We start from the raw sequence: 24,479 nt of genomic DNA on the forward strand, positions 1-24,479 counted from the left end.
GCCCGCGCTCCGGCCGGGCGGCGGGGACGGCGCACGGGGCAGCCGCCGGAGCCGGGCAGGGGGAACGCGCCGGGCTCACCGACGTCCTGGCCCCCGGATCCCTCTCCGTGGCGGGCGGCCAACCCTACGTGCAGGTAGCGGGCTTGGAAATCGCTTCCCGTGGGCTCTCGACGCGGCGGTTACCGGCTGGTTAGGGTGCGCCGACAAGAGAGCTACCGGGAGGCCACGTGTCCGACGAGGAGGACGGCGGGTCGCTGTACGTGCTGACCGCCGTGCTGCTGACCCCCGCGCAGTTCCCGAGCATCCTGGGGGACGACTTCCCAGAAGCGTGCTCCCTGCTGGGCGTGCCCTCCGCGGCACCCGGATACGGGCTGGTGCTCGGGCAGGACGAGGAGGGCGCGCGCTGGACGGTCGTGGTCGACGACGTCTCGCTCGTGGCCATGGCCATCGCCTCGTGGGACTGCGGGATGGAGTACGACCTGTCCCCCGACGAACGGTCCATCGTGGTCTCCCTCGCGGGCTGGCCGCTGGAGCTGTCGGTGGCGGCGGCGGGGATACCGGAGCCGCACGATCCGGAACAGGGCGCGGACGGCACCGGGCGGGTGCCGCTGGCGCCGCCGTCGGCCGAGGCCTGGGGGGCGGTGCAGCGGCGGATGGGAGCCGACCAGATCGCCCGGGAGTGGACCGCCTGGAGCGAACGCGTGGCGGCGGACGGCGGGGCCGCGGCGGCCGCGCACCCGGGGCTGGCCCGAGCGCTGAAGGAGGCCCTGGGGTACACGCAGAGCCCGCCGCCTCCCGGCCGGGTGCGGTCCTCCTTCGCGGGCGACGACGCGCGGACGCTGCGGGTCGACGGGCCCGGGTGGTCGCTGGTGGCCCGCACGGACGGGGCGGCCTTCGTCCTGCTGGACGAGGAGCCGGGCGAGGTCCTGGCCGTGCCCACCGAGGGGGAGGGCGACCTCCCCGAACTGCCGGACCTGCTGGCGGGACTGGACCGCGTCGCGGTGCGGCCGGCCTGAGACCGAGGGGTGCCGGCGGCCCCTCACGCCGTACGAGGACGGACTGCGTGAGGGCCGCCCGGCGGGCACCGCGTCAGACGCGGTCGAGCGGGATGTGCGGGGGCGGCGGGAGCGTGATCCCGATGGTGTCGCCGGGGCGGACGGTGCCGCCCCGGCGGACCACGCCCATGATTCCGGCCTTGCGCCGCAACGTGCCCTCCTCGTCCCGGCTCACCACCTGCTTGAGCAGTCCGTGCTGGAAGGCGTCGATCTGCAGGCACGGGTTGCGCAGGCCGGCCACTTCGACCACCGCGTCCGCGCCGAGGCACAGCAGGGTCCCGGTCGGCAGACCCAGGAGGTCCACCCCCTGCGTCGTGACGTTCTCCCCGAGCTGGCCCGGCTCCACCTCGTACCCGGCCGCGCCCACCTCGCCGAACAGCTCCTGGTGGATCAGGTGCACCTGCCGCAGGTTCGGCTGTGTCGGGTCCTGGGCCACGCGGGAACGGTGCTTGACCGTGACTCCCGCGTGGACGTCGCCCTCGACGCCGAGCCCTTCGAGGAGCGTGATGCTCTCCCGCGTCGGCTTGGTGAACGAGTAGACACCGTTGCTGCTGACCGCCGCGACCCGCGCCGTCCCCGGCAAGCTCATGAACGCCCCCTCCGCCGCCGTCAGCGGCCGATCTGCTTCTTCGATACGCCCCGCAGCCTACGACGCTGGGAGGGGTCCAGCAGCAGGTAGGCGGCCGTCGGCACACCGATCAGGACCAGCAGCCCCGCCCAGAAACCGACTGCCCAGAACAGCACGATGGCTGCCACGATCCCGGCAACCGCGACCTTTCCGCTTGTGGACATCTGCGGACACCTCTTTCTCCGTCGGTCACTACCCCCCTCAACGCACGCCCCGCCTTCCGCGTTCCCGGACCCGCGCCTCCGGTCGCCCCTCGCACGCGCCGCCCCCGAAGTGACCCAGGTCACGGCGCCACAATGGCCACCATGTGGCCCACATGCGTTAGCATCGGCCACCCGCACCAGTAGTCAAGTTTGAGGAATGCGTGCGCTCCGAGACCTCCCGCCGGCCGCCGTACCGACTCACCCCACGCGCCGCCTCGCACGACCGGATCACGGCGGCCGACGGTGTCCGCAAGGGGAATGCGGACCGGCCCGGCCCGGCCCGTCCCGTGGCGCGGCCACGAACCTTTCCCGTGGATTCACTTCCTTTCCCGTGCACGGGACGTATTCACCGGCATTCAAGGGAGACGACGGAATGCATGACAGAAGCACGGTCAGCCGTAAGGACATGGATGCAACTGGCAAGTCAAGACTTACCTTTAGGGAACTTTGACCGTATGGTGCGGCTCGAATCGAAGGAGTCCTTGTTGTCAGACATAAATGATTCCGCCGTGCGCGCGGTTGAATCGGAGCAAGATTTCGTGTCCTCAATCTATGAGCTGCTCACCGAGCGGATTTCCGAGGCGCGAGCGAACCGGGCGAGCGTGTTGAAGGCCCCGGCGGACGGTGCCGGCGAGGTGTACGAGAGGGAGATCGCCGCCGACCGTCTGACCAAGGAGATCGGCCGGCTGGAAGGCGCCGAGAAGGGGCTGGTCTTCGGGCGCATCGACTGGACGGACGGCACGGCCCTGCGCATCGGGCGGATCGGACTGCACACGGAGGAGGACGACCTGCCGCTGCTCGTGGACTGGCGCGCGAAGGCGGCGCGGCCCTTCTACGAGGCGACACCGGTCCACCCGATGGATCTGCGGCGGCGCCGGCACCTGCGCCTCGAGGAGCGCACGGTCGTCTCCGTGAGCGACGAACTGCTCGACGGGACCGCCCCGACCGACGAAGACGTCGTGGGGGACGGCCCGCTGACCGAGGCCCTGTCGGCGCGGCGTACGGGCAGGATGCACGCGGCCGTCGCGACGCTGCAGGCCGAGCAGGACGAGATCGTCCGCTCCGCCCACCGCGGGGTGACCGTGGTGCAGGGCGGGCCCGGCACCGGCAAGACGGTGGTCGCCCTGCACCGGGCCGCCTACGTCCTGTACGCGTTCCCGCGCGCCGCGGAGGAAGGCGTCCTCGTGGTGGGCCCCAACGCCCGTTTCCTCGACTACATCTCCCAGGTCCTGCCCTCGCTCGGGGAGAACGACGTCGATCTGGCGACCTGTCAGGAACTGGCCGGAGTGTCCCCGGACGCGGTGGACCCGTTCGGCACGGCACGCCTCAAGGGCGGCCTGGACCTCGCCGACGCCCTGGCCGGCCTGGTGCGGGACCACCAGGCCCCCGCCGGTGACTTCACCGTCCGGGTCGGGCAGGAACGGGTCCACCTGTCCGGGAAGGAGGTCGCCACCGCACGCGCCGCCGCCCTGGCGGCCGCATCCGGCCACAACCCCGCGCGCCAGGCGTTCAAGGAACTCCTGGTCGACGCGGTCACCGACGCGATGCAACGGGACATGAGCGACCTGCTGGAGCAGATCGACGCCGATGCCGAGCAGATGACGGGTCTGAACTTCGACCGGTTCACGGGGGTCGCCCAGCACCGTGCCGAGGGCGCCGCCGACCCGGGTCCGGTCCACGAGCTGGACCTGGACGCCATCGGGGCCGATCTCCTCGACGACGCCGCTGTCGACCGGGCGGTCGAGGCACTGTGGCCGAGGCTGGTACCCGGCACCCTCGTGCAGGCGCTGCTGACGGATGCCGACGCCCTGGCCGAGCGCCTGCCGGCCCTGACCCCGCAGGAGCGGTCCCTTCTCCTGCGGGCCCCGGACGCCCCGTGGACCGATGCGGACGTGCCGTTGCTGGACGAGGCGGCGAGCCTGGTCGACGGCCCGCCCGAGCGGACGTACGGGCACGTCGTCGTCGACGAGGCGCAGGAACTGACCGCCATGCAGTGGCGGATGATCGTCCGCCGCTGCCCGGCGAGGGCGATGACGCTGGTGGGCGACTTCGCCCAGTCGGGCCCGGCCACGACGGCACGCGACTGGAAGGAAGCCCTGAGCCCTCATGTCGGGACGCGGTTCAGACTGCACGACCTGACGGTCAGCTACCGCACCACGCAGGAGATCCTGGAGAACGTCCGGGACCTGCTCGCGCGGATCGCTCCGGACCAGCGGCCCGCACGGTCACTGCGCAGCGGTGAGAGCCCGCGCACCGTGACCGCACAGGGGGACGGGCTGGTCACCGCCGTCGTGGAGGAACTGCGCGCCCAGAGCGCCGCGCGGCCGGACGAGCTCCTGGGAGTGATCTGCGCGGACACCCGGGTGAGCCAGTTGGCGGCTCACGGCATCGCCGACCACGCACGCATCGTGCCCGCGTCCGAAGCACGTGGCCTCGAGTTCGACGGGGTCGTCGTCCTGAACCCCGAGGAGATCATCACGGCCCGCCCCGGCGGGGAGAGGGACCTGTACGTGGCCCTGACCCGGGCCACCAAACGCCTGTGCACCATCACCACCCGGCCCGTATGACGGCGCGGCGCCCGCGTTGGTCGCCGCGGGCGCACACGTGCCCCCGACGGGCCGCCGACGTGCCCACCGGGGTAGCCCTGGCCTCCCCGCTCGGGCACTCGTGCGCACACGCGTGCACACGGGAGATCGCAAAAGCGCCCGCGACCGGCATTCCCGCTGGTCGCGGGCCTTTCATGAGCGTCAGTGCGCCGGTCAGCCGATGCCTTCGATGATGCGGAAGTCGCGCTCGACGGCGTCCGAAAGGGCGACCAGCGCCTCCTGGTAGGCCGCGCTCTCGCGTGCCGCGACCGCCTGTTCGAAGCTGTCGAACTCGATCAGGATGGTGCGCTCGGCGATTCCGGCGTCGTGGGCGACGACCCGACCGTCGCGGGCGAGCACCCGCCCGCCCCCGGCCTGGACGGCCGGACCGGCCAGCTTGTTGTAGGCGGCCAGCTTCTCGGGGTCGTCAATGGTGCGGTAGACGCTGACCCAGTAGCCCTTGGCCATGGATACCTCCTGTGTTCGGACAAGCGTGCAGGCTTCGAATCGACACTCGGACGGATCGGCCCCGGCGCGCGGCACGGGCACATTTTGCTTCGATTTTCGAATCACTATGACGCTTCGAAACCCGAAGCGCAAGGAGGAGGCATGGAAGCCGGAACGCCTCGGCCGGGTTCACCTGCCGTCGGCGGGCGGCTCGCTGTCGCGGTGCGCCGACTGCGGGTCGAGCGCCGCCGCCCAGCGCTCCGACCACTGGGCGAGGGGGGCGAGTGCGAGGCAGGCATCCCGCCCCAGTGGAGTGAGCTCGTACCGGCTGTCGGGCAGTTGGTGCACCACGCGGGCCTCCAGCAGTTCGGTCAGGCGCTGCCGCATCACGCTGGAGGACATGTCGTCGCACCGCTTCTGCAGGGGGCGGAACCCAACGGGGCCCTCGCGCAGCTCCCAGAGGATGCGCAGGCTCCACCGCCGTCCGAACAGGTCGAGTGCGGCCATGAGGGGACGACCGGTGGCCGAACCGCGAACTGGCTTGCCGGGCTGAGGGGTTGGCATGGCGTGGAGTCCAGCCTCCAAGATTGACGCTTCGGATTCCGAAACGCTACCATCGGAGATCGCTTCGGAAAACGAAACGAATGGGGACCGTCATGGCAGGGACCAGATGACCGCGCCACGGTTTCCCCTGACTGCGGGACGAACCGTCGTCGCCGCCCGGTCGGAGCGTTGACACACAGCGTGCCCCCACTCGACCTGACGATGCCGCTGACCACCGGCCCGGCGCCATGCCCGAGGTAGCGGTCGTCGACGCGTGTAAGCGACAGCGCAGGGGTGGCAGCGCGACCGCCGTTCTGGACGACGCGGCGTGGACCGACGAGGAACGCTGCCGTGTTCCCGCGGAGTTGGGAACGTCGCACGCCGTCTTCCTCCGCGCGACCGGAACCGCGCGCGCCCGTCCGTCGTACGCCCTCCGGTTCTTCACCGCCGCGGGCGAACTGCCCGCCTGCGGCCACGGCACCGTCGCCGCCCTCGCGCTGCTCGCCGAGCGTGAAGGCGGCGACGACTACCGCGCCGTCCTGCGGACGGCCCACCGAAGCTTCGACGGCCGGGCCACCCGAAACGGCGGCAGCCTGACAGCATCGTTCGATCCAGGCCCGGTCAGCCTGAGCGACGCCCGAGGGCCCGAACGGGAGGCGATCGCACACGGCCTCGGACTGCCCGAGAACGCAGTCGTGGGGGACGCCCGCGTGGCGTCGAACGGGCGGCCGAGGCTTCTGCTGCCCGTCCGGTCCCGCGCCGTGCTGGCCGGACTCACCCCGGACTTCGCCCTGCTGCGCGCGGCCTGCGACCGCCACGGTCTGCTGGGCTGCTACGCCTACTCGCCCCCGGACCGGCACGGCCGGACGGCGGCCCGGATGTTCGCGCCGTCGATCGGAGTCCCCGAGGACATCGCCAACGCCAACAGCACGGCCTGCCTGGCCGCGCACGCGGCCCGATCCGGTACGGACCGCCTCGTCGTCGACATGGGCGACCACCTCGGCTACCCGTCGACCATCACGGCAACCGTTCACCACGACGGCGTGGAGCACGGCATCCGGGTCGGCGGCCAGGCGACGATCGCGCGAACGGTCGTGCGCTGAGGTCTCACCGGGGAGGCACACGGCCTTCGGGTCCGGTCCGGTCCCGCCCCGCCCCGCCCCGCCCCGCCCCGCCCCGCCCCGCCCCGCCCCGTCCCGTCCCGTCCCGTCCCGTCCCGTCCGACGGAGGCTGCCGACAGGAACCGGGCCGACCCGCACCGGGCCGTTCTCGCCCGGGGCTTCGGCGGTGCCCGGGCCCTCGTGGTGCTGGAGCGGGACTCGCCGCGGCCGGACCGGGTTTCGGCGGCGCCGGTCCGCGTACTGGCCGACGTACCGCTTGCCGGGACCGCGCGGCGGAACGACGATGGGGGCGCCCCGGACACCGGGGCACGGCGGCGGTACGGGAGGGCGGCATGCACGATCCTTCGGTGGCCCTGCCGGGCGGCGCCGATCCCGTCGAGCGGACGCGGGAACTGCGGCGGGCCCATGCCGCGTTCACCCGGGAGGGGCGGCTCGAGGCGCCGGTGCGGGCGGTCATCGCGAGGTCCTGGCGGCGCTGCGCCCGGGCCCGGGTCAGTCCGGAGTGCGCTCCCCGGCTGGAGCTGGCGGGGGCGGAACTGCTGTCGTACCGGGAGCGGCATCCGCTGGCCCGGGTGCTGCCGCTGTTCCGGGACCTCGTGGGGGCCTTCGCCGCCCAGGGGGAACACCTGTTGGCGGTGTGCGACGCGCGGGGCAGTCTGCTGTGGGTGGAGGGGGAGCCCGCCACGAGGCGGCGGGCCGAGGGCCTCGGCTTCGTACCGGGGGCCCGCTGGGCGGAGACGGCGATGGGCACGAACGCACCCGGCACGGCGGTGGCGGTCGGCGAGCCCGTCCAGGTCTTCGGCGCGGAGCACTTCAACCGCCGTGTGCACCCGTGGACGTGCGCCGCGGCTCCGGTCCGCGATCCGCGCTCGGGGAGGCTGCTCGGCGCGGTGGACGTCACCGGCGGGGACTGGCTGGCCCATCCGCATTCCCTCGCCTTCGTGCGGGCGGTGGCCCGCGCCGCGGAGTCCCAGCTGGCGCTGCTGGATCCGGTCCCGCTGGTCACGGCGGACTCCCTCACGGCGCTCGGCCGGGACGAGGCGCTGTTGTCCGGAGACGGCTACGAGGTCCGGCTCGGGCGGCGGCACAGTGAGATCATGGCGCTGCTCGCGCACCACCCGGAGGGCCTGTCGGGGGACGAGCTGGCGATCGCCCTGTACGAGGACGAGTCGGTGTCACCGGTGACACTGCGCGCGGAAATGTCCCGGCTGCGCCACCTGCTGGGCTCCCGGGCACCGCTCTCCCGCCCTTACCGCACGGCCGCGCCGCTGGAGGCCGATTTCACGGCCGTCACCCGTCACCTGGCCTGCGGCGCGGTCTCGGCGGCGCTGGCCCGCTACCCCGGTCCCCTGCTGCCCGCGTCCACCGCGCCCGGCATCGTCCGGCTCCGGCGCCGCATCGAGGACCAGGCGCGGGCCGCCGTCATCGGGCGGGCCGACGCGGGGCTGCTGACCGACTGGGTGTGCAGCCCGTGGGGTGCGGACGACCCCGAGGTGTGGCGGGCCCTGGCGGCGGCGCTGCCGGCCGGGGACCGGACGGCGGCGCTGGCCCGTGCCCGCTCCCTCGACGCGGAACTCGGCGGCCGCGGTCACGGCGCCGCGTCGTCGTCCGGCCCGTCACGAACCGTCCCGCCCCTGCCGCTCCCCCCGCCGCATCGGCCGGTGCCGCTGCCGCTGGCCCCCTCGCGCGGCCGTGCAACGTACCGGCAACCTGCCCGTCCCTAGCCTCGCCACGAGCGCTGTCCGACGGCGGCCGGCGCCCGGCTAGGAGAGGACCGACCATGGCCCGTTACGCCGCGCCCGGTACCGAAGGGGCGCTGATGTCGTACGCGTCCCGCTACGCCCATTTCATCGGCGGCGAGTACGTCGAGCCCGCCCTCGGACGGTACTTCCCCAACCCCTCGCCCGTGACGGGCGCGATCTTCACCGAAGTGGCGCGCGGCACGGCCGAGGACGTCGAGCGCGCCCTGGACGCGGCCCACGCCGCCGCCCCCGCCTGGGGACGCACCTCGATCACCGAGCGCTCCACGGTCCTGCTGCGCATCGCGGACCGGATGGAACAGAACCTGGAGGCCCTCGCGGTCGCGGAGACCTGGGAGAACGGCAAGCCCGTCCGCGAGACCCTGGCGGCCGACCTGCCCCTCGCCATCGACCAGTTCCGCTATTTCGCGGGTGTGCTGCGCGCCCAGGAGGGCGCGCTGAGCCAGATCGACGAGGACACGGTGGCGTACCACTTCCACGAGCCCCTGGGTGTCGTGGCCCAGATCATCCCGTGGAACTTCCCGATCCTGATGGCCGCGTGGAAGCTCGCTCCGGCCCTCGCCGCCGGCAACACCGTGGTGCTGAAACCGGCCGAGCAGACTCCCGTGTCGGTGCACTACTGGATGAGCCTGGTCGCGGACCTGCTGCCGCCGGGCGTGGTCAACATCGTCAACGGCTTCGGCGAAGAGGCCGGCAAGCCGCTCGCCTCGAGTCCGCGCGTGGCGAAGGTGGCCTTCACCGGCGAGACCTCGACCGGGCGGCTGATCATGCAGTACGCGGCGCAGCACCTCAAGCCGGTGACGCTGGAGTTGGGCGGCAAGAGCCCGAACCTCTTCTTCGACGACATCTGGACCACGGACGACGACCTTCGCGACAAGGCTCTCGAGGGCTTCACCATGTTCGCCCTCAACCAGGGCGAGGTGTGCACCAGCCCGTCGCGCGCACTCGTCGAGCGCGGCCGCTACGGCGACTTCCTCGATGCGGCCGTGGCCCGTACGGAACTGATCGTGCCGGGACACCCGTTGGACACGGACACGATGATCGGCGCGCAGGCGTCGGAGGAGCAGCTGAAGAAGGTCCTGTCGTACGTGGAGATCGGGCAGCAGGAGGGGGCGAAGGTCCTGACCGGCGGACAGCGCGTCGAGCACGGCGGGGAGCTGGCGGGCGGGTTCTACGTCCAGCCGACCGTCTTCGAGGGCGACAACCGGATGCGGATCTTCCAGGAGGAGATCTTCGGCCCGGTCGTGTCGGTGACCTCGTTCCAGGACTTCGACGACGCCGTCCGCATCGCGAACGACACGCCGTACGGTCTGGGAGCCGGCGTCTGGACCCGCGACATCAACACGGCCTACCGCGCGGGCCGCGCGATCCAGGCGGGCCGCGTCTGGACGAACTGCTACCACGCCTACCCCGCCCATGCCGCTTTCGGAGGAGTGAAGCAGTCGGGCATGGGCCGGGAGACGCACAAGATGATGCTGGACCACTATCAGTCGACGAAGAACCTGCTCGTCAGCTACTCCCCGAAGAAGCTCGGGTTCTTCTAAAGCGGTAAGCCGGGCTCCTGGAACAGCGGTGCGCCTCGCGGGGCCGGTTCCGGCACGACATCCGTCGGCCCGGACCCGACGGGGGTACCCGGAGGAGCCGCTCATCCCCTTCTCCCGGACCGGTCGCGGACCACGTCCCCAGGAGACGGGGCTTCAGGCCGGCCCTACCGCCGCTGCAGGTGGGGTGTGCTTTCGAGTGGTCCGGCGCGGGCTCCGAGGGCTGTGACGGCGGCAGCGAGGGAGAGTCCGACGAGCAGCACGAACAGCGCGGGGTAACCGCCCGAGGGGCCGGCCAGGACTGCGCCGGCGAAGGGGGCGAGGGCCGCTGCGGCGTGGGATGGCGCTCCGGGGAGTCCGGAGAGGCCGCCGTAGTGGGTGGTTCCCCAGCGTTCGGTAACGGCGGTGGCCTGGAGGAGGGTGGGATTTCCTCGGATGACCCCCGCGAGGATGGATACGGCCGACCGGACCCCCGTCCCGGTCGCGGCCACGCCGGCCTTGGCACGTGGGTCAGCATCCGCCGGAGGAGGCGGGCGCGCCGATGGTGAGGGTGGCCGGGGCCGCGCAGCAGCCGCCGCCACTGCTCTGTTCGGTGGTCTCGGGCTGGTCGAAGAGGCCGGCTCCGCCGCAGACTCCGGTCTCGGGGAGGGTGAGTTCGACGCGTTCGGCGGCTTCCTGGTCGCCGGCGAGGTGGGCGGCGATGGAGCGGACCTGCTCGTAGCCGGTCATGGCGAGGAAGGTGGGGGCGCGGCCGTAGGACTTCATGCCGACCAGGTAGACGTCCTTCTCCGGGTGGGACAGCTCGTTGACGCCGTGGGGGTAGACGGTGCCGCAGGAGTGCTGGTTGGGGTCGATCAGCGGCGCCAGCCCGACGGGGGCCTGGAGGCGCTCGTCGAGGCCGAGGCGGAGCTCGTCGAGGAAGGTGAGGTCGGGGCGGAAGCCGGTCAGCACGATCACCTCGTCGACGGCGTCGAGGCGGCGGCCATCCTCCCCGACGAGGATCAGGCGGCCCCCGGCGTCGCGTTCGACGGCGTCGGTGCGGAAGCCGGTGACCGCGTCGGCGCACCCGTTGTCGACGGCGGCCTTGGCGGCGAGGCCGAGGGCGCCGCGGGCGGGGAGCTGGTCGGCTTCGCCGCCGCCGAAGGTGGAGCCGGAGATGCCGCGGCGCAGGACCCAGAGCGCCTTGGTGCCCGCGCCGTCCTCGGTCTCGGCGAGGTCGGCGAGATAGGCGAGGGCCGTGAAGGCGGAGGCGCCGGAGCCGATCACCGCGGTGCGCTTGCCCGCATAGCGGGAGCGCACTGCGGGGTCCTCGAGGCGGGGGACCCGGTAGGTGATCCGGTCGGCGGCGGCCTTCTCGCCCAGGGCGGGCAGCCCGCTGCCGCCTGCCGGGCTGGGGGTGGACCAGGTGCCGGAGGCGTCGATCACGGCGCGGGCGAAGACGCGCTCCTCGCGGCCGTCGGCGTGCTCGATGTGGACGACGAAGGGCTGGGCGTCGCGGTCGGCGTCAACGATGCGGTCGCGGCCGGTGCGGGAGACGCCGGTGACGCGGGCGCCGAAGCGGACGCGGTCGCCCAGGACGTCGGCGAGGGGCTGGAGGTAGAGCTCGGCCCAGTCCCCGCCGGTCGGGTACGCGGCCGCATCCGGCTTGACCCAGCCGGTCGGGGCGAGGAGCTTCTCGGCGGCCGGGTCGACGACTTCACCCCACCGGGAGAACAACCGTACGTGCGCCCATGCACGGGTGGCGGCACCGGCGTGCGGGCCGGCTTCGAGGACGAGGAAGTCCAGGCCGCGGTCCTCGAGGTGGGCGGCGGCGGCCAGACCGGCGGGTCCGGCCCCGATCACGACGACGGGCAGGTCGGTGGTGGCAGGCGCGTTCACGATCGGCTCCCGGTTGTTTCGATGTCTGTCGATGGCTTGTGTGATCAGCGTGGCACTTGTTTCGATATACGTCAACATAGACATTCATCGAATTCATGGGGGTGGGCGAGGTCGCGGCCCACCTCGGCCGCCGGCATCCGCTCGGCCGGGACCCGCATCCCCGGCTCACCCACACCGGCTGCGACACCGCGACGGCGCCTGGACGCAGAACGCGCCGCCCGTCGCCCGGCCGTTCGTCCCGGCCGCAGGTGAAAGGCCCCTCCCGCGCTGATTCGACATATGTCAACATAGACGTATGTCGAATGTGAAGGCGTTGCCGCTCCTGGAGACCGAGGCCGTGGCGCCCTGCTGCCCGCCACTGAACGAGCGCCCCATGTCGGCGGAGGAGGCCGAGGTCGCAGCGAAGATGTTCAAGGCGCTGAGCGACCCCGTGCGGCTGCGCCTGTTCTCCGCCGTCGCCTCGCACGAGGGCGGAGAAGCATGCGTGTGCGACATCTCCGACGTGGGCGTCTCCCAGCCGACCGTCTCCCACCACCTGAAGAAGCTCAAGGAAGCCGGCCTACTGTCCTCCGAGCGGCGCGGAACCTGGGTGTACTACCGGGTCGAGCCTGCCGTCCTCGCCGCCATGGGCGCGCTGCTGACCGGCGCCACGAAGGCGGCATGAGCATGGTGCGCATCGCCCCGCTGCTGCCCGAGCACGCCGAGCAGACCCTGGCGATCTACCAGACCGGAATCGACGAAGGCAACGCCACCTTCGAGACCACCGCGCCGGACTGGACCACCTTCGACGCGGCGAAGCTGGCCGAGCACCGCTTCGTCGCGCTCGACGAGCACACGGCAGTACTCGGCTGGGTCGCGGCGAGCGCGGTCTCGGACCGGTGCGCGTACGCCGGCGTGGTCGAGCACTCCGTCTACGTCCACCCCGCCGCCCGTGGCCGCGGCGTCGCCCGCGCCCTGCTGAACGCGCTGATCGCCTCCACGGAAGCAGCGGGGGTCTGGACGATCCAGTCCGGGATCTTCCCCGAGAACGCCGCGAGCCTGGCCGTCCACGCCAAGGCCGGCTTCCGGGTGATCGGCACCCGCGAGCGGATCGGACGCCACCACGGAGCCTGGCGGGACGTCATCCTGCTGGAGCGCCGCAGCCCAGCCGTCACCTGACGATGCGGTGAACCAGGCCGCGGAGCGGGTATCACTACGGCCCGAGGGAAAGCAGCGGGACATGACGCGTCCGGCGGACCCCTACCGCTACCCCACCCGGCCTTTCGACTTCCACCACCGCCAGCTGACCCTGACCGGCCGCTGAGCTGCACCGCGGCAGGTCAGCCTAGGAGATCGGCGATCTGCCGGGCCGCCTGGCGGGCCGGGCGGCCGACGCCGATCAGAGTCGCGGAGGCGGGCCCGGTCCAGTCGCCGTACCCGAGGAGGTGCAGGCGCGGGTCGTCGACGGCTCGGGTGCCGTCCGTGGCGATGCGCCCGCGTGTTCGGATGACGTGCTCGACGCCCAGGCGGCGCAGGTGGTGGCCGGCGGCGAGCCCGGCTTGGACGCCGCCGATCACCACCACGCCGGTGTGCCGCGTCATGCCGCGGGCTCTCCCCGGCCGGCCGTGCCGCACATGAAGATGACCGCCACCAGCGCCAGACCGACCGCGGCGCCGATCAACTGCATACCGATGAACGCGGGCACGGACGCCGGGGCGATGCCGGCGAAGGTGTCGGTGAAGGCCCGGCCGATGGTGACGGCAGGGTTGGCGAAGGAGGTGGACGAGGTGAACCAGTACGCCGCGCCGATGTAGGAGGCGACCGCGACGGGCGCGAAGCGGAGCCGGTCGGTCTTGGCCAGGCCGAAGATCAGCAGGATCAACCCGGCGGTGGCGACGACCTCGCCCAGCAGCAGGTTCCCGGCGGATCGATCGTGACTGGACCACTTCACCAGCGGCTCTCCGAACATCGCGTCCGCGAGGATCGCGCCCGCGATCGCACCGGCGATCTGCGCGGGCACGTACACGGCGAGCTCGCGGACGTTGACGCCGGCGCCGCCACGGCGGGCGGTCCACCACTCGGCCAGCGTCACGGCCGGGTTGAAGTGCGCGCCCGAGACCGGCCCGAGGAGCGCGATCAGCACGCCGAGGCCGAAGACGGTGGCGGTGGAATTGGCCAGCAGCTGCAGCGCGACGTCGTCGGTGAGCTTCGTCGCCTGGACGCCGGAGCCGACCACGACCGCCACCAGGGCGGCGGTGCCGACCAGCTCGGCGGCGGCGCGGGCGACCAGCGGGGCACGGGGCGGGGTCGCGCCAGGGGCAGGCTGCGGCGCGTCGACTATGACCGACCCCGCGGGGGCGGCGTCGACGGACTCGGTGGCGGTCAAGGCAGGTTCTCCTCGGGCAGGTGAGGCAGCGCGCGAAAGGGCTACGGGCAGGACCGCTTGAGGTTCGCTTCGGCGGTAGCACGCGCGGTCCGGGCAAGGCCGGCGAACTGACCCGCGAGCAATTCGATGACTTCCGGGCGCAGGCGGTAGTAGACGTACCTCCCGCACGGCTCCGTATCCACGACCCCGGCCTCGCGCAGCACCTTCATGTGGTTGGAGAGGTTCGTCTGCTTGGCACCCGTCTCCTCCACGAGGTGGGTGGTGCAGAGCGTCTCCTTGGCGAGGAGGGTCACGATCTGGAGCCTGAGCGGGTCGGCCAGCACCCGGATCAGATCAGTGTCGACTGACGTCATCATGGACTGATATTTTCACATCACCGAGGGCTGACACCAGTCCAGGCTGAACCGTGCCACGGATCTGTGGCCTGCCGCAGCCGTGCCCGCCATGAAGGAAAAGCCGATGTCCGCGAACCCGATCGCGTCCGTTCTCTTCGTCTGCATCCACAACGCCGGCCGCTCCCAGATGGCCGCGGGCTTCCTGCGCCACCTCGCCGGTGACCGCATCGAGGTCCGCTCCGCCGGATCCGTGCCGGGCGACCAGATCAATCCCTCCGCGGTGGCCGCGATGGCTGAGCTGGGCATCGACATCTCCGACCAGACGCCGAAGGTCCTCACCCCTGCGGCGGCCCAGGCGTCGGACTACATCATCACCATGGGCTGCGGGGACGCCTGCCCGTACTTCCCGGGCAAGACCTACCTGGACTGGCAGCTCGAGGACCCGGCGGGCCAGGGCGTCGAGGCCGTCCGCCCGATCCGCGACGAGATCAAGGGCCTCATCGAGGGCCTGATCGCCGAGATGGACGCACAGAAGAAGACGAACTGACCGCCGCGGGCCGGCTCGGCACGGCCGCCGGATCACCCGATGGGGCACCCGGCGGCCGGCGCCGGACTCAGCTCGGGCGCCCGAGCATCGCGAGCCGGCTCGTCGTGCGGTCCAGGTCGCGGGTGAGGGCCTGGCCGCCGGGGAGGGAGGCCAGCGGGTCGGAGCCGATGAGAACGAGCCGGATGTCGCGGTCGCAGGCGACGTCGACGAGGTTCGCGAACCGCTGCCGTCCGTCCGCGGAGGCCTCGGCCAGCGGCGGTACCCCGTCCAGCACCAGGGTGGGGAACCGTTCCGCGAGGGCGAGGTAGTCGGGCACCCCCGTCGCGGCCTCGCACAGCGCGTCGAAGGCGAACCACACGAGGTCGCCGCGGACCGCGCGGGCCGGCAGCTCCCGCAGGTGGGCCTGGACGGAGGCGGCCTCCGTGGGCTCCGGGGCGGTGAGCCCCAGCGCCCCCAGGGCGGTGTCCCCCGGGGCCAGGCACAGGCCGGTCGCGAACCGGCGGCGGCCGTCCTGCGTCGCGGGCGCCGCGACCCGGCGGAAGTCCACCGGACCCGAGACGTCCAGGACGTCCATCCGCTCCTCGATGAGCTGGATGGTCGGCTCGAACAGGTGGTGGTAGAGCGGGTCCGGCATCAGGCCGGCGGGCGGGTAGTTCGAGGTGGTGACCAGGGTGATCCGGCGGTCGAGCAGCGTGCGGAAGAGGCGTGCGATGAGCATCGCGTCGCCCGCGTCGTGCGCGTGGAACTCGTCGAAGACCAGAACCCTGCTGTCCCCGATGAGCTCGTCGAGGGCCCTGTCGACGGCGCTCTGCCCGTCGTGGCGGGCGCCCGGTCCGGCCACTCCGTCGTGCAGCCGCCGGAAGAAGTCGTGGTGCAGGCGGCGTTTGCGCCCGGCCCGACCTGCGCTTCCCCCCACAGGACCCCTGGGCGGCGGCTCGGCGCCGCTCCGGGTCGCGGTTCGCCGTCACCTGGTGCCACGGCGCACCGGGTATCGCTCTGGCCCGCATCCGCGCGAGCCGGCTCGATCACGCCCTGCGGAGCCAGTACCAGGACAAGGCCCGTGCGGCACTCGAGACCACGCTGCGGACCGTGCGCGAATGGATGCGTTGCGACGACTTCGACGCCAGTCTCTGTCACGGCCTGTCGGGCCTGGCCGAGGTTCTCTTCACCGGCGGGTCGACGCTCAGGGAGCCGCGGTACCGGCAGGCGGCACACGCGGCGGCTTCCCATGTGGCCGGGGCCCGGGACCGCCGGCGGTCCGGAACGTCCTGTGGCGGCCCCAACCCGTCGCTCATGCTGGGTGAGGCAGGCGTCGGCTACCTGTTCCTGAGGCTCCGCGACCCGATCCGCGTTCCGTCGCTCCTTCTCCTCCCCTCGGCTGAGCCGTGTCCGCGTCCTCGCCCGGCCGCGCACCCGACCGCGCTATCACCCGAATGGCGCAACATAATGCGCCACCCGCATGGGTGAAGATCAAACTGGCTAGTGTCCCAACCGAGGCAATATGTGAAAGGGAAACCACATGCGCATGCGAAGAATGCTCGCCGCAGTCGTCGCCACGGCAGCCCTCACCGGACTCGGCCTCACAGGCGCCGCCACTGCCACCGCCGCCGCACAGGGTGCCCCCACCTACGTCACCCCTTCCGAGTGCAAGCAGGGCGGCGGAACGCCCGATCTGACGGCCAACATCTGCAAGGGCGGTACGCACAACGGGCAGCAGATCGACTGACCGCACGAGGCAGCCCGTAGCCACGCGCCCCGTAGCCACGCGCCGCGGGGCGCTCCCGCGCGAGCGTGGCCGGGAGGGAGCCCTGTACGCGGCCGTCGGCGGTCGGGCCGGCAGACGGCGTCCGCGCCGGTCAGCGGGTGCGGAAACTGCCGGTGTACACGTCCGTGCGGTTCTGTGGCGCATCGGAGTGGGTCTCGGTGAGCACCGCCCGTACGCCCTCGCCGTCTGGTACGAGGCCTTGGTAGTCGCCGAGGAAGTAGCCCCCGGCGAACGGCGCCTGCAGCCAGTCGAAGATCCGCGAGATCCGTCGTTCGGTCTGCAGCCCCGGGTGTCCGTGCGGCAGGGTGGCCAGCTGGTAGGCGGTGGGCAGGGTGGTGGTGTCCCCCGGCTTGAGGAAGCGCAGGTCGTAGTAGGTGAGCGCGACCGTGCCCCGCTCGTCGACCGCGATCGACGGGGAGAAGGCCGGCACTGCGTCGGGGCTGATCAGCTCGGGGCTCCCCCAGGTGCGTCCGCCGTCGGTGGAGCGCACCAGTTGGACGGAGTTGAACGCGCCGGCGGAGAAGTCCGTGCCCTCGTAGGCCATGTACAGGGTGCCCGTCTTGGGATCGACGGCCGGGCTCGGCAGGGTGGCCCCGGTGCGCAGCAGCTTGGTGGGGTCGTTCGGGTCGACCGCCGGTACGGAGGTGTCCCGGGCCACGGTGACCGGCGCGCTCCAGGTCTCTCCGGCGTCCGTCGAGGTGACCATCGCGTAGTGGGCTTCGAGGACGGTGGTCAGGTCGTCGGCCAGGGTGATCGTGTCGAAGAAGTCGTACAGGGTGCCGGTGTTCCGGTCGGCGACGATCAGATGGCCGATGGTCTGGGTGTTGGCCACGGCGCTGGTGTCGACGAACCGCCGGGCCTCGCTCCAGGTGCGGCCGCCGTCGCGGGTGACGGAAATGTAGCCGGGACCGTCGAGGGAGCTCGGGCCGGGTGGGTCGTTGTCGAGGCGGTCCCAGACCTGGTAGGCGGTGCCCTTGCGGATCGGGTCGGCGGTGAGTGAGGGCTTGTCGTTGAAGAACGGCTGCTCGTCGACGTGCGTGGTGGTGAGGTTCTGCCAAGTGCGGCCGCCGTCGCGGGACGTGACGGCCAGGAGGGCGCTGCGCGTGCTCTTCGTGAAGTCGACGCCCTCCCCGCCGGCGTAGACCGTGCCGTCCGGTCCGGTGCTCACCCAGGGGTCGGAGGCCCGTTCGTAGTCCGCGCCACCGGGGGCGCACAGGCTGAACGGCAGCGTGCTCCGGTGGAAGGTGTGGCCGTCCGTGGTCCAGCCGGCCGCCAGGCCACGGGCGCCGCCGTCGTTCCAGCGATCCTGCTGGAACACGGTGACCACGCGCTTGGGGTCGCGCGGATCGACGGACAGGTACGGCTCGACCTCGCTGCCCGGGTAGACGACGCTTTCGGCGGACCTCGCTCCGATGGTGCACTTCGCGTACGGGTCGCCCTGGGACACCTTGACCAGCGGTGTGCCGTCGGGGTTCCGGTCTGCTGCGGCGGGAGTCGCGCCGGTGACCGTGACGAGCAGGAGCGCGGCGGTGGCGACGGCGGTCAGGGGCAGGCGGACGCGCATGCGTGATCTCCTCCGGGCCTCTCGGCCGGGGTACGGGACCGCCGTCATCGGGGCGGCTGGGGCGCGGAGGCATACCGGAACGCGATGCTGGGGGACTCCGCTTGGTCCTTTTCGGCGTGGCAGCCGGTGCCCTTGATGGGCCGAACGACGGAGTCGTCCCCGAGGTCGTCGAGGAGCACGGCGGAGCCGACCGGCGTGTGCGGTGCCGGTCGGCTCCTTGGTCATCGAATGGGCCGTGCTGTTACGGCGCCGTCTCGGAGGTCCCCGGAGAGGGCCGTGGGCCGCGTGCCGGTTGACGATGCCGGCGGGGTCGGCCTTGGCTCAGACGGGTGGGTGGAGCGGGATGACCTGCTGGACCGTGTGCGCGGTGTTCAGGACGGCGCGGTCCGTCTCGATGCGGTGACGGTGCGCCGACGGGTCAAGTGATCTGCGGCGTGGTCCCGTCAGGCAGTGCGCAGACGTAGCCGGCGTAGGGGCGTCCGACGATCTGTCCGCCGGCGGCCGTGCAGTCGTCTCTGGAGATGTTCGGAGACGAGGCGGCTCCGGCGCTGACAGCGCCGACGGCGCTCATGCCGGCGAGGGTCGCCGTGGCCAGGGCGAGGCCCAGGATTCTTCGTGTGCGCATGACTTCCTCCTCCTCTCAGGCGCCTTCGTTCGGCCTTCGGGAAGGGACAAGTCTCAAGACGACGGCGCCCTCTTACTCAGCATGGGCGCTCCGCACGGGGCCCGCGAGGCGAGGCCGGGCGCCGCGCCGGGCGGTGGCTGTCCGGGCGCGGAGGGGCATGGCGTCACCGACTAACGCGGTTCGTGGGCCGCCGCCCGGCAGGCACCGGTCGCGGCGCCGCCCGCCACTCCGGCCCCGGTCAGCCCGGTCACACAACTCTGCAGGTCTCCGACCACGCCACGGCCACAAGCCGCTGTGACGGAGCCGGAATCGGTGGCACCGGCCAGTTCGGCCATCTGCGTGCAGGCGGGGATGTCCGCCTGGACCGCGGGAGCGGCGAGGACCGCACCACCGAGGGCGAGGGTCAGGCCGGTGAGGGCACTGGCGATACGGGTCGACGTGCGCATGGGACGCACCTGCCTTCCGGGTCGGTCGCGCGGTCCTGGTCCCGGCGGGCCGGATCCGCGCGGTAAGGCCGCCTGACGACGCTCGGTGAGCGGTGCCCCGGACGGCGGGCTCACGGACCGACCGCACGATGGCGCGTCGCAATCCTTGAGCCGCACCGGGACACGGTCGCCAGGCCGGAGGAGAGGGCCTCGGACCGGATGAGGCGCACTCGGACCTCCACTCGCGGGCCCCTCACTCCAGCGTCGCATCCTCTCCCCCGGCCGTCCTGCGCATCCGACGGCGGGCGCCGATGGGAGGCCCAGGTGTCGCTGCGGAGAGCACAGCCCGGCAGGGCCGTGAGGACGGCGCGTCCTGTCGCCCGCCCGTTCGGCTGAACATTCACGTCTGCAAATTTCAATGCGCCCCTAGCCCGCCCCGCCGACCGCGAGACGCTCCCCCGACTCGCGGCCCAACCATCCAGAACTTCCGGCCGCGTGTACTAGGATCCGCCGCTAGCGTCACTCGATCGACCGTTTGCTCACCCAATCGGCAGGAGGCCCGATGATCGGCGTGCTCGTGACTTTCACGCGGACCGACAAGTTCGATCGTTCAACTATCGCAAAGATTTCCGACGAACTCCGAGCGCCGTTCGAAGGAATGGCCGGCCTTCGCTTCAAGAGCTTCATGCTCGACGAAGACGGCGTTCAGGCAAGGAACTTCTACGTGTGGGACGACGAGGAGAAAGCCCGCGCCTTCTTCACCGAGGAGATCGTCGACAAGGTGACGGGGATCTATGGCGTCCCGCCGAAAATCGAATACCTCGACGTCGTGGGGTTCGTCGACAACTCCGGCACCTGATCCTCAAGGGCGCCCTCACAGGCGGACGGGTCGGTTGAGGGGGCTCAGCGGACTCGGCTCCGTCCTCGCCGTGGCCCTGCCGAGGACGGAGCGCGGCCGGTCACCGGGCGCCGTGCTCCCTGCTCCGTGCGGTTTGATGTACTTCAGTCGATCAGCGGGGGAGTGACCCTGCGCCCGGCTGCTCGGTACGAGGGATTGCGCGGAGAGCGATGAGGCTGCGATGAGTGAACTGACGAAGCCCGAGATCGAACTTCCGGGGGGTGACGCTCCCCAGGAGCTGACGGTCCGCGACCTCGTCGTCGGGGACGGGCCCGAGGCGAAGCCGGGCCGGGTGGTCCGGGTGCACTACGTCGGGGTCACCTTCGAGTCCGGCAGGGAGTTCGACGCCTCCTGGGACCGTGGCCAGCCGTTCAAGTTCGCGGTGGGTGGAGGCAGGGTCATCAAGGGCTGGGACCGGGGACTGAGGGGGATGAAGGTCGGCGGCCGGCGCGAGATCATCGTTCCCCCGCGGCTCGGCTACGGCAACCAGTCCCCCTCGCCGTTGATCCCGGCGGGTTCCACGCTCGTCTTCGTGGTGGACCTGCTCTCCGTGGTCTGAGGAAGGCCGCCGGACAGTCGGCCGCGGGAGCCGGAGCGGGGGCCTGCGCGGCTGGCGGCTGCGCGGCCGCGGGAGCAGAAGGCCGCGCGGCAGTGGGGCCTGTCCGTGCGCGCGGCGGGCGGCCAGTACGCGGCCGTGACCACCAGGAGCAGCGCGCCGATCGGCCGGATCGCCGCGTCGGCGGCGCCCTGTCCGGCGCGTGAAGCTCGCCACGTGGCCGGGCGCGGTACCCGGCACGCGGCACGCGGCACGCCAGCAGGACTCTCCCCGCATGCGCAGCGCCTCGGCGGCGGGCCGGGCCGGGACGCACGGGTGATCGGGGCGCCCGGGTGGGTCGGCCCCCTCAGGGCGACGGCGGCCTGACGAGAGAAGGGGCCCAGCCGGTCGGGCTCCAGTAGGTCGGGCTCCAGCCGGTCGGACCGGGCCCGTGCCCCCTCATCGACCCCGAACCACCGCTCCGTGGCACGCCCGACCTGGGTAGGGGGCGCCTTTCCTACGGCGATTCCTCACGTTTCGACCCCTCTCCGACCTGATCTCGAGCGGCCGGGCTGCATCCTTGGGCGCCCCGAGGGCCCGAGGGTCCCGAGGTGCCACCCAGGAGGGCGGTATCGCCCGATACCGGTCGCATGCCGCCACCGAAGCGTTTCCGTTCCTCCCGGTGCTGGCGTCCGGCGCGACCGTCCTGGCAGCCCCCTACCGTCCCGTGAGGAGATCCCGTGCTCGAAGGCTTCGGCGAAGCGCTGGCGGACCGGGAGTACTACCTGCCGCTGCCGAGCGTGGCCGACCCAGGGCCGCGCTTCGCTCCCGGCGAGGTGCCGCCGGGCTCACGCGGCGCCGCCCAGGGCATCTGGACGGTCTGGGGCGGTCCGCGGACCGGGCTCGCCGAGCAGGGCTGGAAGATCCACGTGTCGGCGCGGCTGGACCGGGCGCAGCACGTGCTCGACACGGTCGCCGGGATCTGCTTCTCCGAAGGCGTGCCGTTCAAGCACCTGAGCGCCCGGCTCTTCTTCCTGTTCCTCCATCACAAACACGCCGCGCGGTCCCAGGCGGGCAAGTTCTGCGCCGTCTACCCGCCGGACGCGGCGACCGCCCGGCGGCTGCTGGAACGCCTGCGCGACGCGCTCGACGGGGAGGAGGGGCCGTACGTCCTGACCGACCGGCGTTTTCGTGACGCGCGGACGGTCCACTACCGCTACGGCTCCTTCGCTGGCCGCAGCCGGCTGCGGGCCGACGGTACCCGGGAGGGGCTGGTCCGCGACGGCTCCGGCCGTGAGGTCGTGGACCACCGGGTGCCCGCCTTCCACCTGCCCGCGGGGATCTCGGACCCCTTCGTCGAGCAGGAGGAGCAGCCGCACGCGGGCCCGATCCTGATCCGCGACTACGAGGTGACCCGCGCGGTGCGCCTGAGCAACGCCGGCGGCGCCTACCAGGCGCGGGACCGGCGGACCGGCCGCAGCGTCTTCGTCAAGGAGGCCCGCGCGCACAACGGCCTGGTCTTCGACGGGACCGACGCGCAGCAGCGGCTGCGGCACGAGTACCGCGTGCTGCGCGAGCTGCACGAGGCCGCCCCGGGGGTGGGCCCGGAGCCGCTCGACCACTTCACGGAGTGGGAGCACGACTTCCTCGTCACCGAGTACATCGAGGGACAGCCGCTGATGGGCTGGCTGAGCCGGTCCTCCCCGCTGGCCCGCGCCGACCGCACGGCCGAGTCCGTCGCCGCGTACTACGAGGCGTGCCGGCGCCTGCTGGCCGCGCTGGACGCCTCGCTCGAGCGGCTGCACGCCGCCGGCTACCGGTTCGGTGACCTCAGCCTGGGCAATGTCCTGGTCACGCCGTCGGGCGGGGTCCGGCTGGTGGACTTCGAGGCGGCCTCGGCGCTGTCCGAGGCACCCTCGAAGATGGGCACCCCGGGGTTCACGCCGCCGCCCGGCCTGCGCCGGGCCGACACCGATCCGCTGCTGCACGACCGGTACGGCATGTCGGCCGTCGCCCTCGCCTGCCTGGCGCCGTTCAACGAGATCGCCGAACACGCCCCGGCCAACCTCGCGCTGCTGCGCCGCGATCTGGCGGACGTGGCTCCGCCGCAGGACCTGTGGCGGCGGGCGACCGCCTTCCACCTGACGGAGGGCCGGGCGCGGGACCAGGACGGTCCCGGCCGCCTGCCCTCCCCCGCCGAGCTGGACGCCGATCCGCGCGGCTGTCTCACCCGGCTGGCCGAAGAGGTGGCCGCGGGGCTGCTGGAGACGGCCGACGCCGGACGGCCGGAGTGGGCCTTCCCGCCCTCGCCCGAGGCGTTCCGGACCAACAACGTGTGCCTGGCCTACGGCACGGCCGGGGTGGTGCACGCCCTGCACCGCGCCGGTGTCGCGGTACCGGAGGAGATCCTCGAGCGGCTGCGCCGCGACACGCTGGCGCTGCGCGACGCGCTGCCCCCCGGACTGCTCGTCGGCTCGGCCGGCATCGCCCGGGTGCTCGCCGGCCTCGGCCGGCTGGACGAGGCCGTCGACCTGCTCCGGGACGCCGACGGCCACCAGCTCACCGCCTCCTGCGGCACGCTGGCCGGTGGCAGGGCCGGGGTCGGCCTGGGCTGGCTCGCCCTGTACCGGCTGACCGGGGAGAGCAGCCACCTGGAGCGGGCCGCCGCGGCGGGGGCGGGGCTGCTGCGCACCCCCGACCTGCAGGCCGCCCTCGGCGAGCACGACGCCCGCGGCCTGCTGCACGGCCGCTCGGGGCTCGCCCTCTTCCTCCACCGCCTGGCCCGCGACACCGGAGAGGCCCCCTGGCTGGAGGCGGGCCGCCGGCTGCTCCACCAGGAGCTGGACCGGACCTTCCCGCTGGACGACGGCGCCCTGTCCGTCTCCGACGACGCGCGGCTCACCCGTGCCATGCCGTACCTGGCCACGGGCGCGGCCGGGGTGGCGGCGGTGCTCACCCGCTACGTGGCCACCGCGCCGGACGAGCGCTGCGCCGCGGCGCTCCCGAGGCTGGTCGCCGGCATCCGGGTCTCCTGCGCCACGAAGGAGGCGGGCCTGTACCGGGGGCTGGCCGGACTGACCTGGTTCCTGACCGAGCACGCCGAGCTCACGGGAACGGACTCCGCCCGCGAGGACGCCGTGCGCGCCGCGACCGGCCTGCTGAAGTACGCCGTCCCGTACCGGCGCGGAGTCCGCTTCCTCGGAGCGGGTTCGCAGCGGTTCACCGCCGACCTGTCCAGTGGCGGGGCCGGCGTCCTACTGGCCCTGCACCGGCTGCTGTCCGGCCCGCTCCTGACGGAGCCCCACCACGCGCGTCCCCGGATACCGGCAGCCCGCTGACGGCACCGGGCGTGCGTCCCAAGAACGCCTGGGCACGGCGGCGATCAGCTCCGTGCCCGGGTACGCAGTGACCGACCGACACGACCCCGAGAAGAAAGTGGAGACCATCCATGAACCAGATCCTCGCGCTCCAGGCACTGGACACCGAGCCGGAGTCCGTCCTCCCCCCCTGCTTCAGCGTCGCCTGGAGCATCGGCGACATCTTCCCCGAGCCGATGTAACGCGCCTCCACCTGGAAGGGGGGGGGGGGGGGGGGGCGCCCCCCCCCGCCCCGCCCCGCGGGGCCCGCCCCCCCCCCCCCGCCGGGCCCCCCCCGGCGGC

The 24,479-nt window shown here is 72.6% G+C and carries 24 protein-coding genes and 2 pseudogenes; 13 read left to right on the forward strand and 13 right to left on the reverse strand.

Annotated elements, in window-relative coordinates; translation table 11 throughout:
• The first annotated feature begins 227 nt into the window (after window positions 1-227).
• Entirely contained in the window at window positions 228-1,016 is a 789-nt protein-coding gene (locus ACWF9Z_RS11335; protein ID WP_453600350.1) for a hypothetical protein, read from the forward strand.
• A gap of 73 nt (window positions 1,017-1,089) precedes the next feature.
• Here ACWF9Z_RS11335 and ACWF9Z_RS11340 read toward each other — a convergent pair whose 3' ends face one another.
• Together ACWF9Z_RS11340 and ACWF9Z_RS11345 are read right to left on the reverse strand one after the other, a co-directional pair.
• Window positions 1,090-1,644: an MOSC domain-containing protein gene (locus tag ACWF9Z_RS11340; protein WP_453600353.1), complete on the reverse strand. Its 555-nt coding sequence runs from the start codon at window positions 1,642-1,644 to the stop codon at window positions 1,090-1,092.
• A 20-nt stretch (window positions 1,645-1,664) separates the two neighbouring features.
• Complete coding sequence (locus ACWF9Z_RS11345; protein ID WP_453600356.1) at window positions 1,665-1,847, reverse strand: hypothetical protein; 183 nt, start codon at window positions 1,845-1,847, stop codon at window positions 1,665-1,667.
• A gap of 578 nt (window positions 1,848-2,425) precedes the next feature.
• Here ACWF9Z_RS11345 and ACWF9Z_RS11350 point away from each other — a divergent pair.
• Window positions 2,426-4,453 (forward strand): HelD family protein, encoded by a 2,028-nt coding sequence (locus tag ACWF9Z_RS11350; RefSeq protein ID WP_453600358.1) that lies wholly within the window; start codon window positions 2,426-2,428, stop codon window positions 4,451-4,453.
• Between the two features lie 192 nt (window positions 4,454-4,645).
• Here ACWF9Z_RS11350 and ACWF9Z_RS11355 read toward each other — a convergent pair whose 3' ends face one another.
• Window positions 4,646-4,939 carry a DUF1330 domain-containing protein gene (locus ACWF9Z_RS11355; protein WP_453600361.1) on the reverse strand — a complete coding sequence of 98 codons (294 nt, stop codon included), beginning with the start codon at window positions 4,937-4,939 and terminating at the stop codon, window positions 4,646-4,648.
• 168 nt (window positions 4,940-5,107) lie between these two features.
• Window positions 5,108-5,425, reverse strand: coding sequence for a winged helix-turn-helix transcriptional regulator (locus ACWF9Z_RS11360; protein ID WP_453600364.1), 318 nt, complete (start codon window positions 5,423-5,425; stop codon window positions 5,108-5,110).
• Window positions 5,426-5,709: 284 nt separating this feature from the next.
• Here ACWF9Z_RS11360 and ACWF9Z_RS11365 point away from each other — a divergent pair, with 284 nt between their 5' ends.
• The 3 genes from ACWF9Z_RS11365 (at window position 5,710) to exaC (ending at window position 9,886) form a co-directional block, all read left to right on the forward strand.
• Window positions 5,710-6,564, forward strand: a complete 855-nt coding sequence (locus tag ACWF9Z_RS11365; protein ID WP_453600366.1) for a PhzF family phenazine biosynthesis protein — start codon at window positions 5,710-5,712, stop codon at window positions 6,562-6,564.
• A gap of 350 nt (window positions 6,565-6,914) precedes the next feature.
• Window positions 6,915-8,306, forward strand: a complete 1,392-nt coding sequence (locus ACWF9Z_RS11370) for a GAF domain-containing protein (protein ID WP_453600369.1) — start codon at window positions 6,915-6,917, stop codon at window positions 8,304-8,306.
• Window positions 8,307-8,362: 56 nt separating this feature from the next.
• Complete coding sequence (gene exaC / locus ACWF9Z_RS11375) at window positions 8,363-9,886, forward strand: acetaldehyde dehydrogenase ExaC (RefSeq protein WP_453600371.1); 1,524 nt, start codon at window positions 8,363-8,365, stop codon at window positions 9,884-9,886.
• 164 nt (window positions 9,887-10,050) lie between these two features.
• On the opposite strand, the pseudogene ACWF9Z_RS11380 reads toward exaC, so the two are convergent.
• Both ACWF9Z_RS11380 and ACWF9Z_RS11385 read right to left on the reverse strand, forming a co-directional pair.
• Window positions 10,051-10,341, reverse strand: a pseudogene (locus ACWF9Z_RS11380) (MFS transporter); the annotation flags it as partial.
• 52 nt (window positions 10,342-10,393) lie between these two features.
• Window positions 10,394-11,761 (reverse strand): FAD-dependent oxidoreductase, encoded by a 1,368-nt coding sequence (locus ACWF9Z_RS11385; RefSeq protein ID WP_453600374.1) that lies wholly within the window; start codon window positions 11,759-11,761, stop codon window positions 10,394-10,396.
• Window positions 11,762-12,056: 295 nt separating this feature from the next.
• Between ACWF9Z_RS11385 and ACWF9Z_RS11390 the strand changes: the two genes are divergently transcribed.
• Together ACWF9Z_RS11390 and ACWF9Z_RS11395 are read left to right on the forward strand one after the other, a co-directional pair.
• Window positions 12,057-12,425, forward strand: coding sequence for an ArsR/SmtB family transcription factor (locus ACWF9Z_RS11390; protein ID WP_453600377.1), 369 nt, complete (start codon window positions 12,057-12,059; stop codon window positions 12,423-12,425).
• Window positions 12,422-12,919, forward strand: a complete 498-nt coding sequence (locus tag ACWF9Z_RS11395; protein ID WP_453600380.1) for an N-acetyltransferase family protein — start codon at window positions 12,422-12,424, stop codon at window positions 12,917-12,919. Before ACWF9Z_RS11390 ends, ACWF9Z_RS11395 begins: the two co-directional genes overlap by 4 nt.
• Window positions 12,920-13,080: 161 nt before the next feature.
• Here the strand turns inward: ACWF9Z_RS11395 and ACWF9Z_RS11400 are convergent.
• The 3 genes and pseudogenes from ACWF9Z_RS11400 to ACWF9Z_RS11410 form a co-directional block, all read right to left on the reverse strand.
• Window positions 13,081-13,242, reverse strand: a pseudogene (locus tag ACWF9Z_RS11400) (pyridine nucleotide-disulfide oxidoreductase); the annotation flags it as partial.
• A gap of 95 nt (window positions 13,243-13,337) precedes the next feature.
• Entirely contained in the window at window positions 13,338-14,126 is a 789-nt protein-coding gene (locus ACWF9Z_RS11405; RefSeq protein ID WP_453600382.1) for an aquaporin, read from the reverse strand.
• Window positions 14,127-14,167: 41 nt separating this feature from the next.
• Window positions 14,168-14,482, reverse strand: coding sequence for an ArsR/SmtB family transcription factor (locus tag ACWF9Z_RS11410; RefSeq protein ID WP_453600385.1), 315 nt, complete (start codon window positions 14,480-14,482; stop codon window positions 14,168-14,170).
• A 103-nt stretch (window positions 14,483-14,585) separates the two neighbouring features.
• Between ACWF9Z_RS11410 and ACWF9Z_RS11415 the strand changes: the two genes are divergently transcribed.
• The gene (locus ACWF9Z_RS11415; protein WP_453600388.1) at window positions 14,586-15,008 is read left to right on the forward strand and encodes an arsenate reductase ArsC; all 423 of its coding nucleotides are present in this window, start codon (window positions 14,586-14,588) and stop codon (window positions 15,006-15,008) included.
• Window positions 15,009-15,075: 67 nt separating this feature from the next.
• Here the strand turns inward: ACWF9Z_RS11415 and zapE are convergent, their stop codons facing one another.
• Window positions 15,076-15,924, reverse strand: a complete 849-nt coding sequence (gene zapE / locus ACWF9Z_RS11420; protein ID WP_453600391.1) for a cell division protein ZapE — start codon at window positions 15,922-15,924, stop codon at window positions 15,076-15,078.
• Between zapE and ACWF9Z_RS11425 the strand changes: the two genes are divergently transcribed.
• Both ACWF9Z_RS11425 and ACWF9Z_RS11430 read left to right on the forward strand, forming a co-directional pair.
• On the forward strand, window positions 15,909-16,475 hold the full coding sequence (locus tag ACWF9Z_RS11425) for a lanthionine synthetase LanC family protein (protein WP_453600721.1): 567 nt from the start codon (window positions 15,909-15,911) through the stop codon (window positions 16,473-16,475). The genes zapE and ACWF9Z_RS11425 overlap by 16 nt on opposite strands.
• Before the next feature lie 52 nt (window positions 16,476-16,527).
• Complete coding sequence (locus ACWF9Z_RS11430) at window positions 16,528-16,734, forward strand: hypothetical protein (protein ID WP_453600394.1); 207 nt, start codon at window positions 16,528-16,530, stop codon at window positions 16,732-16,734.
• A 130-nt stretch (window positions 16,735-16,864) separates the two neighbouring features.
• Here ACWF9Z_RS11430 and ACWF9Z_RS11435 read toward each other — a convergent pair whose 3' ends face one another.
• The 3 genes from ACWF9Z_RS11435 to ACWF9Z_RS11445 all read right to left on the reverse strand — a co-directional run bounded on the left by ACWF9Z_RS11435 (window position 16,865) and on the right by ACWF9Z_RS11445 (window position 19,408).
• Window positions 16,865-18,337: a sialidase family protein gene (locus ACWF9Z_RS11435; RefSeq protein WP_453600397.1), complete on the reverse strand. Its 1,473-nt coding sequence runs from the start codon at window positions 18,335-18,337 to the stop codon at window positions 16,865-16,867.
• A gap of 418 nt (window positions 18,338-18,755) precedes the next feature.
• Complete coding sequence (locus ACWF9Z_RS11440; protein ID WP_453600399.1) at window positions 18,756-18,962, reverse strand: hypothetical protein; 207 nt, start codon at window positions 18,960-18,962, stop codon at window positions 18,756-18,758.
• A 170-nt stretch (window positions 18,963-19,132) separates the two neighbouring features.
• Complete coding sequence (locus tag ACWF9Z_RS11445) at window positions 19,133-19,408, reverse strand: hypothetical protein (protein ID WP_453600402.1); 276 nt, start codon at window positions 19,406-19,408, stop codon at window positions 19,133-19,135.
• A 541-nt stretch (window positions 19,409-19,949) separates the two neighbouring features.
• Here ACWF9Z_RS11445 and ACWF9Z_RS11450 point away from each other — a divergent pair.
• From ACWF9Z_RS11450 to lanKC, 3 genes are all read left to right on the forward strand, one after another.
• Window positions 19,950-20,246, forward strand: a complete 297-nt coding sequence (locus tag ACWF9Z_RS11450; RefSeq protein ID WP_453600405.1) for a hypothetical protein — start codon at window positions 19,950-19,952, stop codon at window positions 20,244-20,246.
• Window positions 20,247-20,466: 220 nt separating this feature from the next.
• Entirely contained in the window at window positions 20,467-20,844 is a 378-nt protein-coding gene (locus ACWF9Z_RS11455) for an FKBP-type peptidyl-prolyl cis-trans isomerase (RefSeq protein WP_453600408.1), read from the forward strand.
• 716 nt (window positions 20,845-21,560) lie between these two features.
• The gene (lanKC, locus tag ACWF9Z_RS11460) at window positions 21,561-24,158 is read left to right on the forward strand and encodes a class III lanthionine synthetase LanKC (protein ID WP_453600411.1); all 2,598 of its coding nucleotides are present in this window, start codon (window positions 21,561-21,563) and stop codon (window positions 24,156-24,158) included.
• Window positions 24,159-24,479 lie beyond the last annotated feature (321 nt).

Source organism: Streptomyces sp. NPDC054961, from assembly GCF_053609145.1.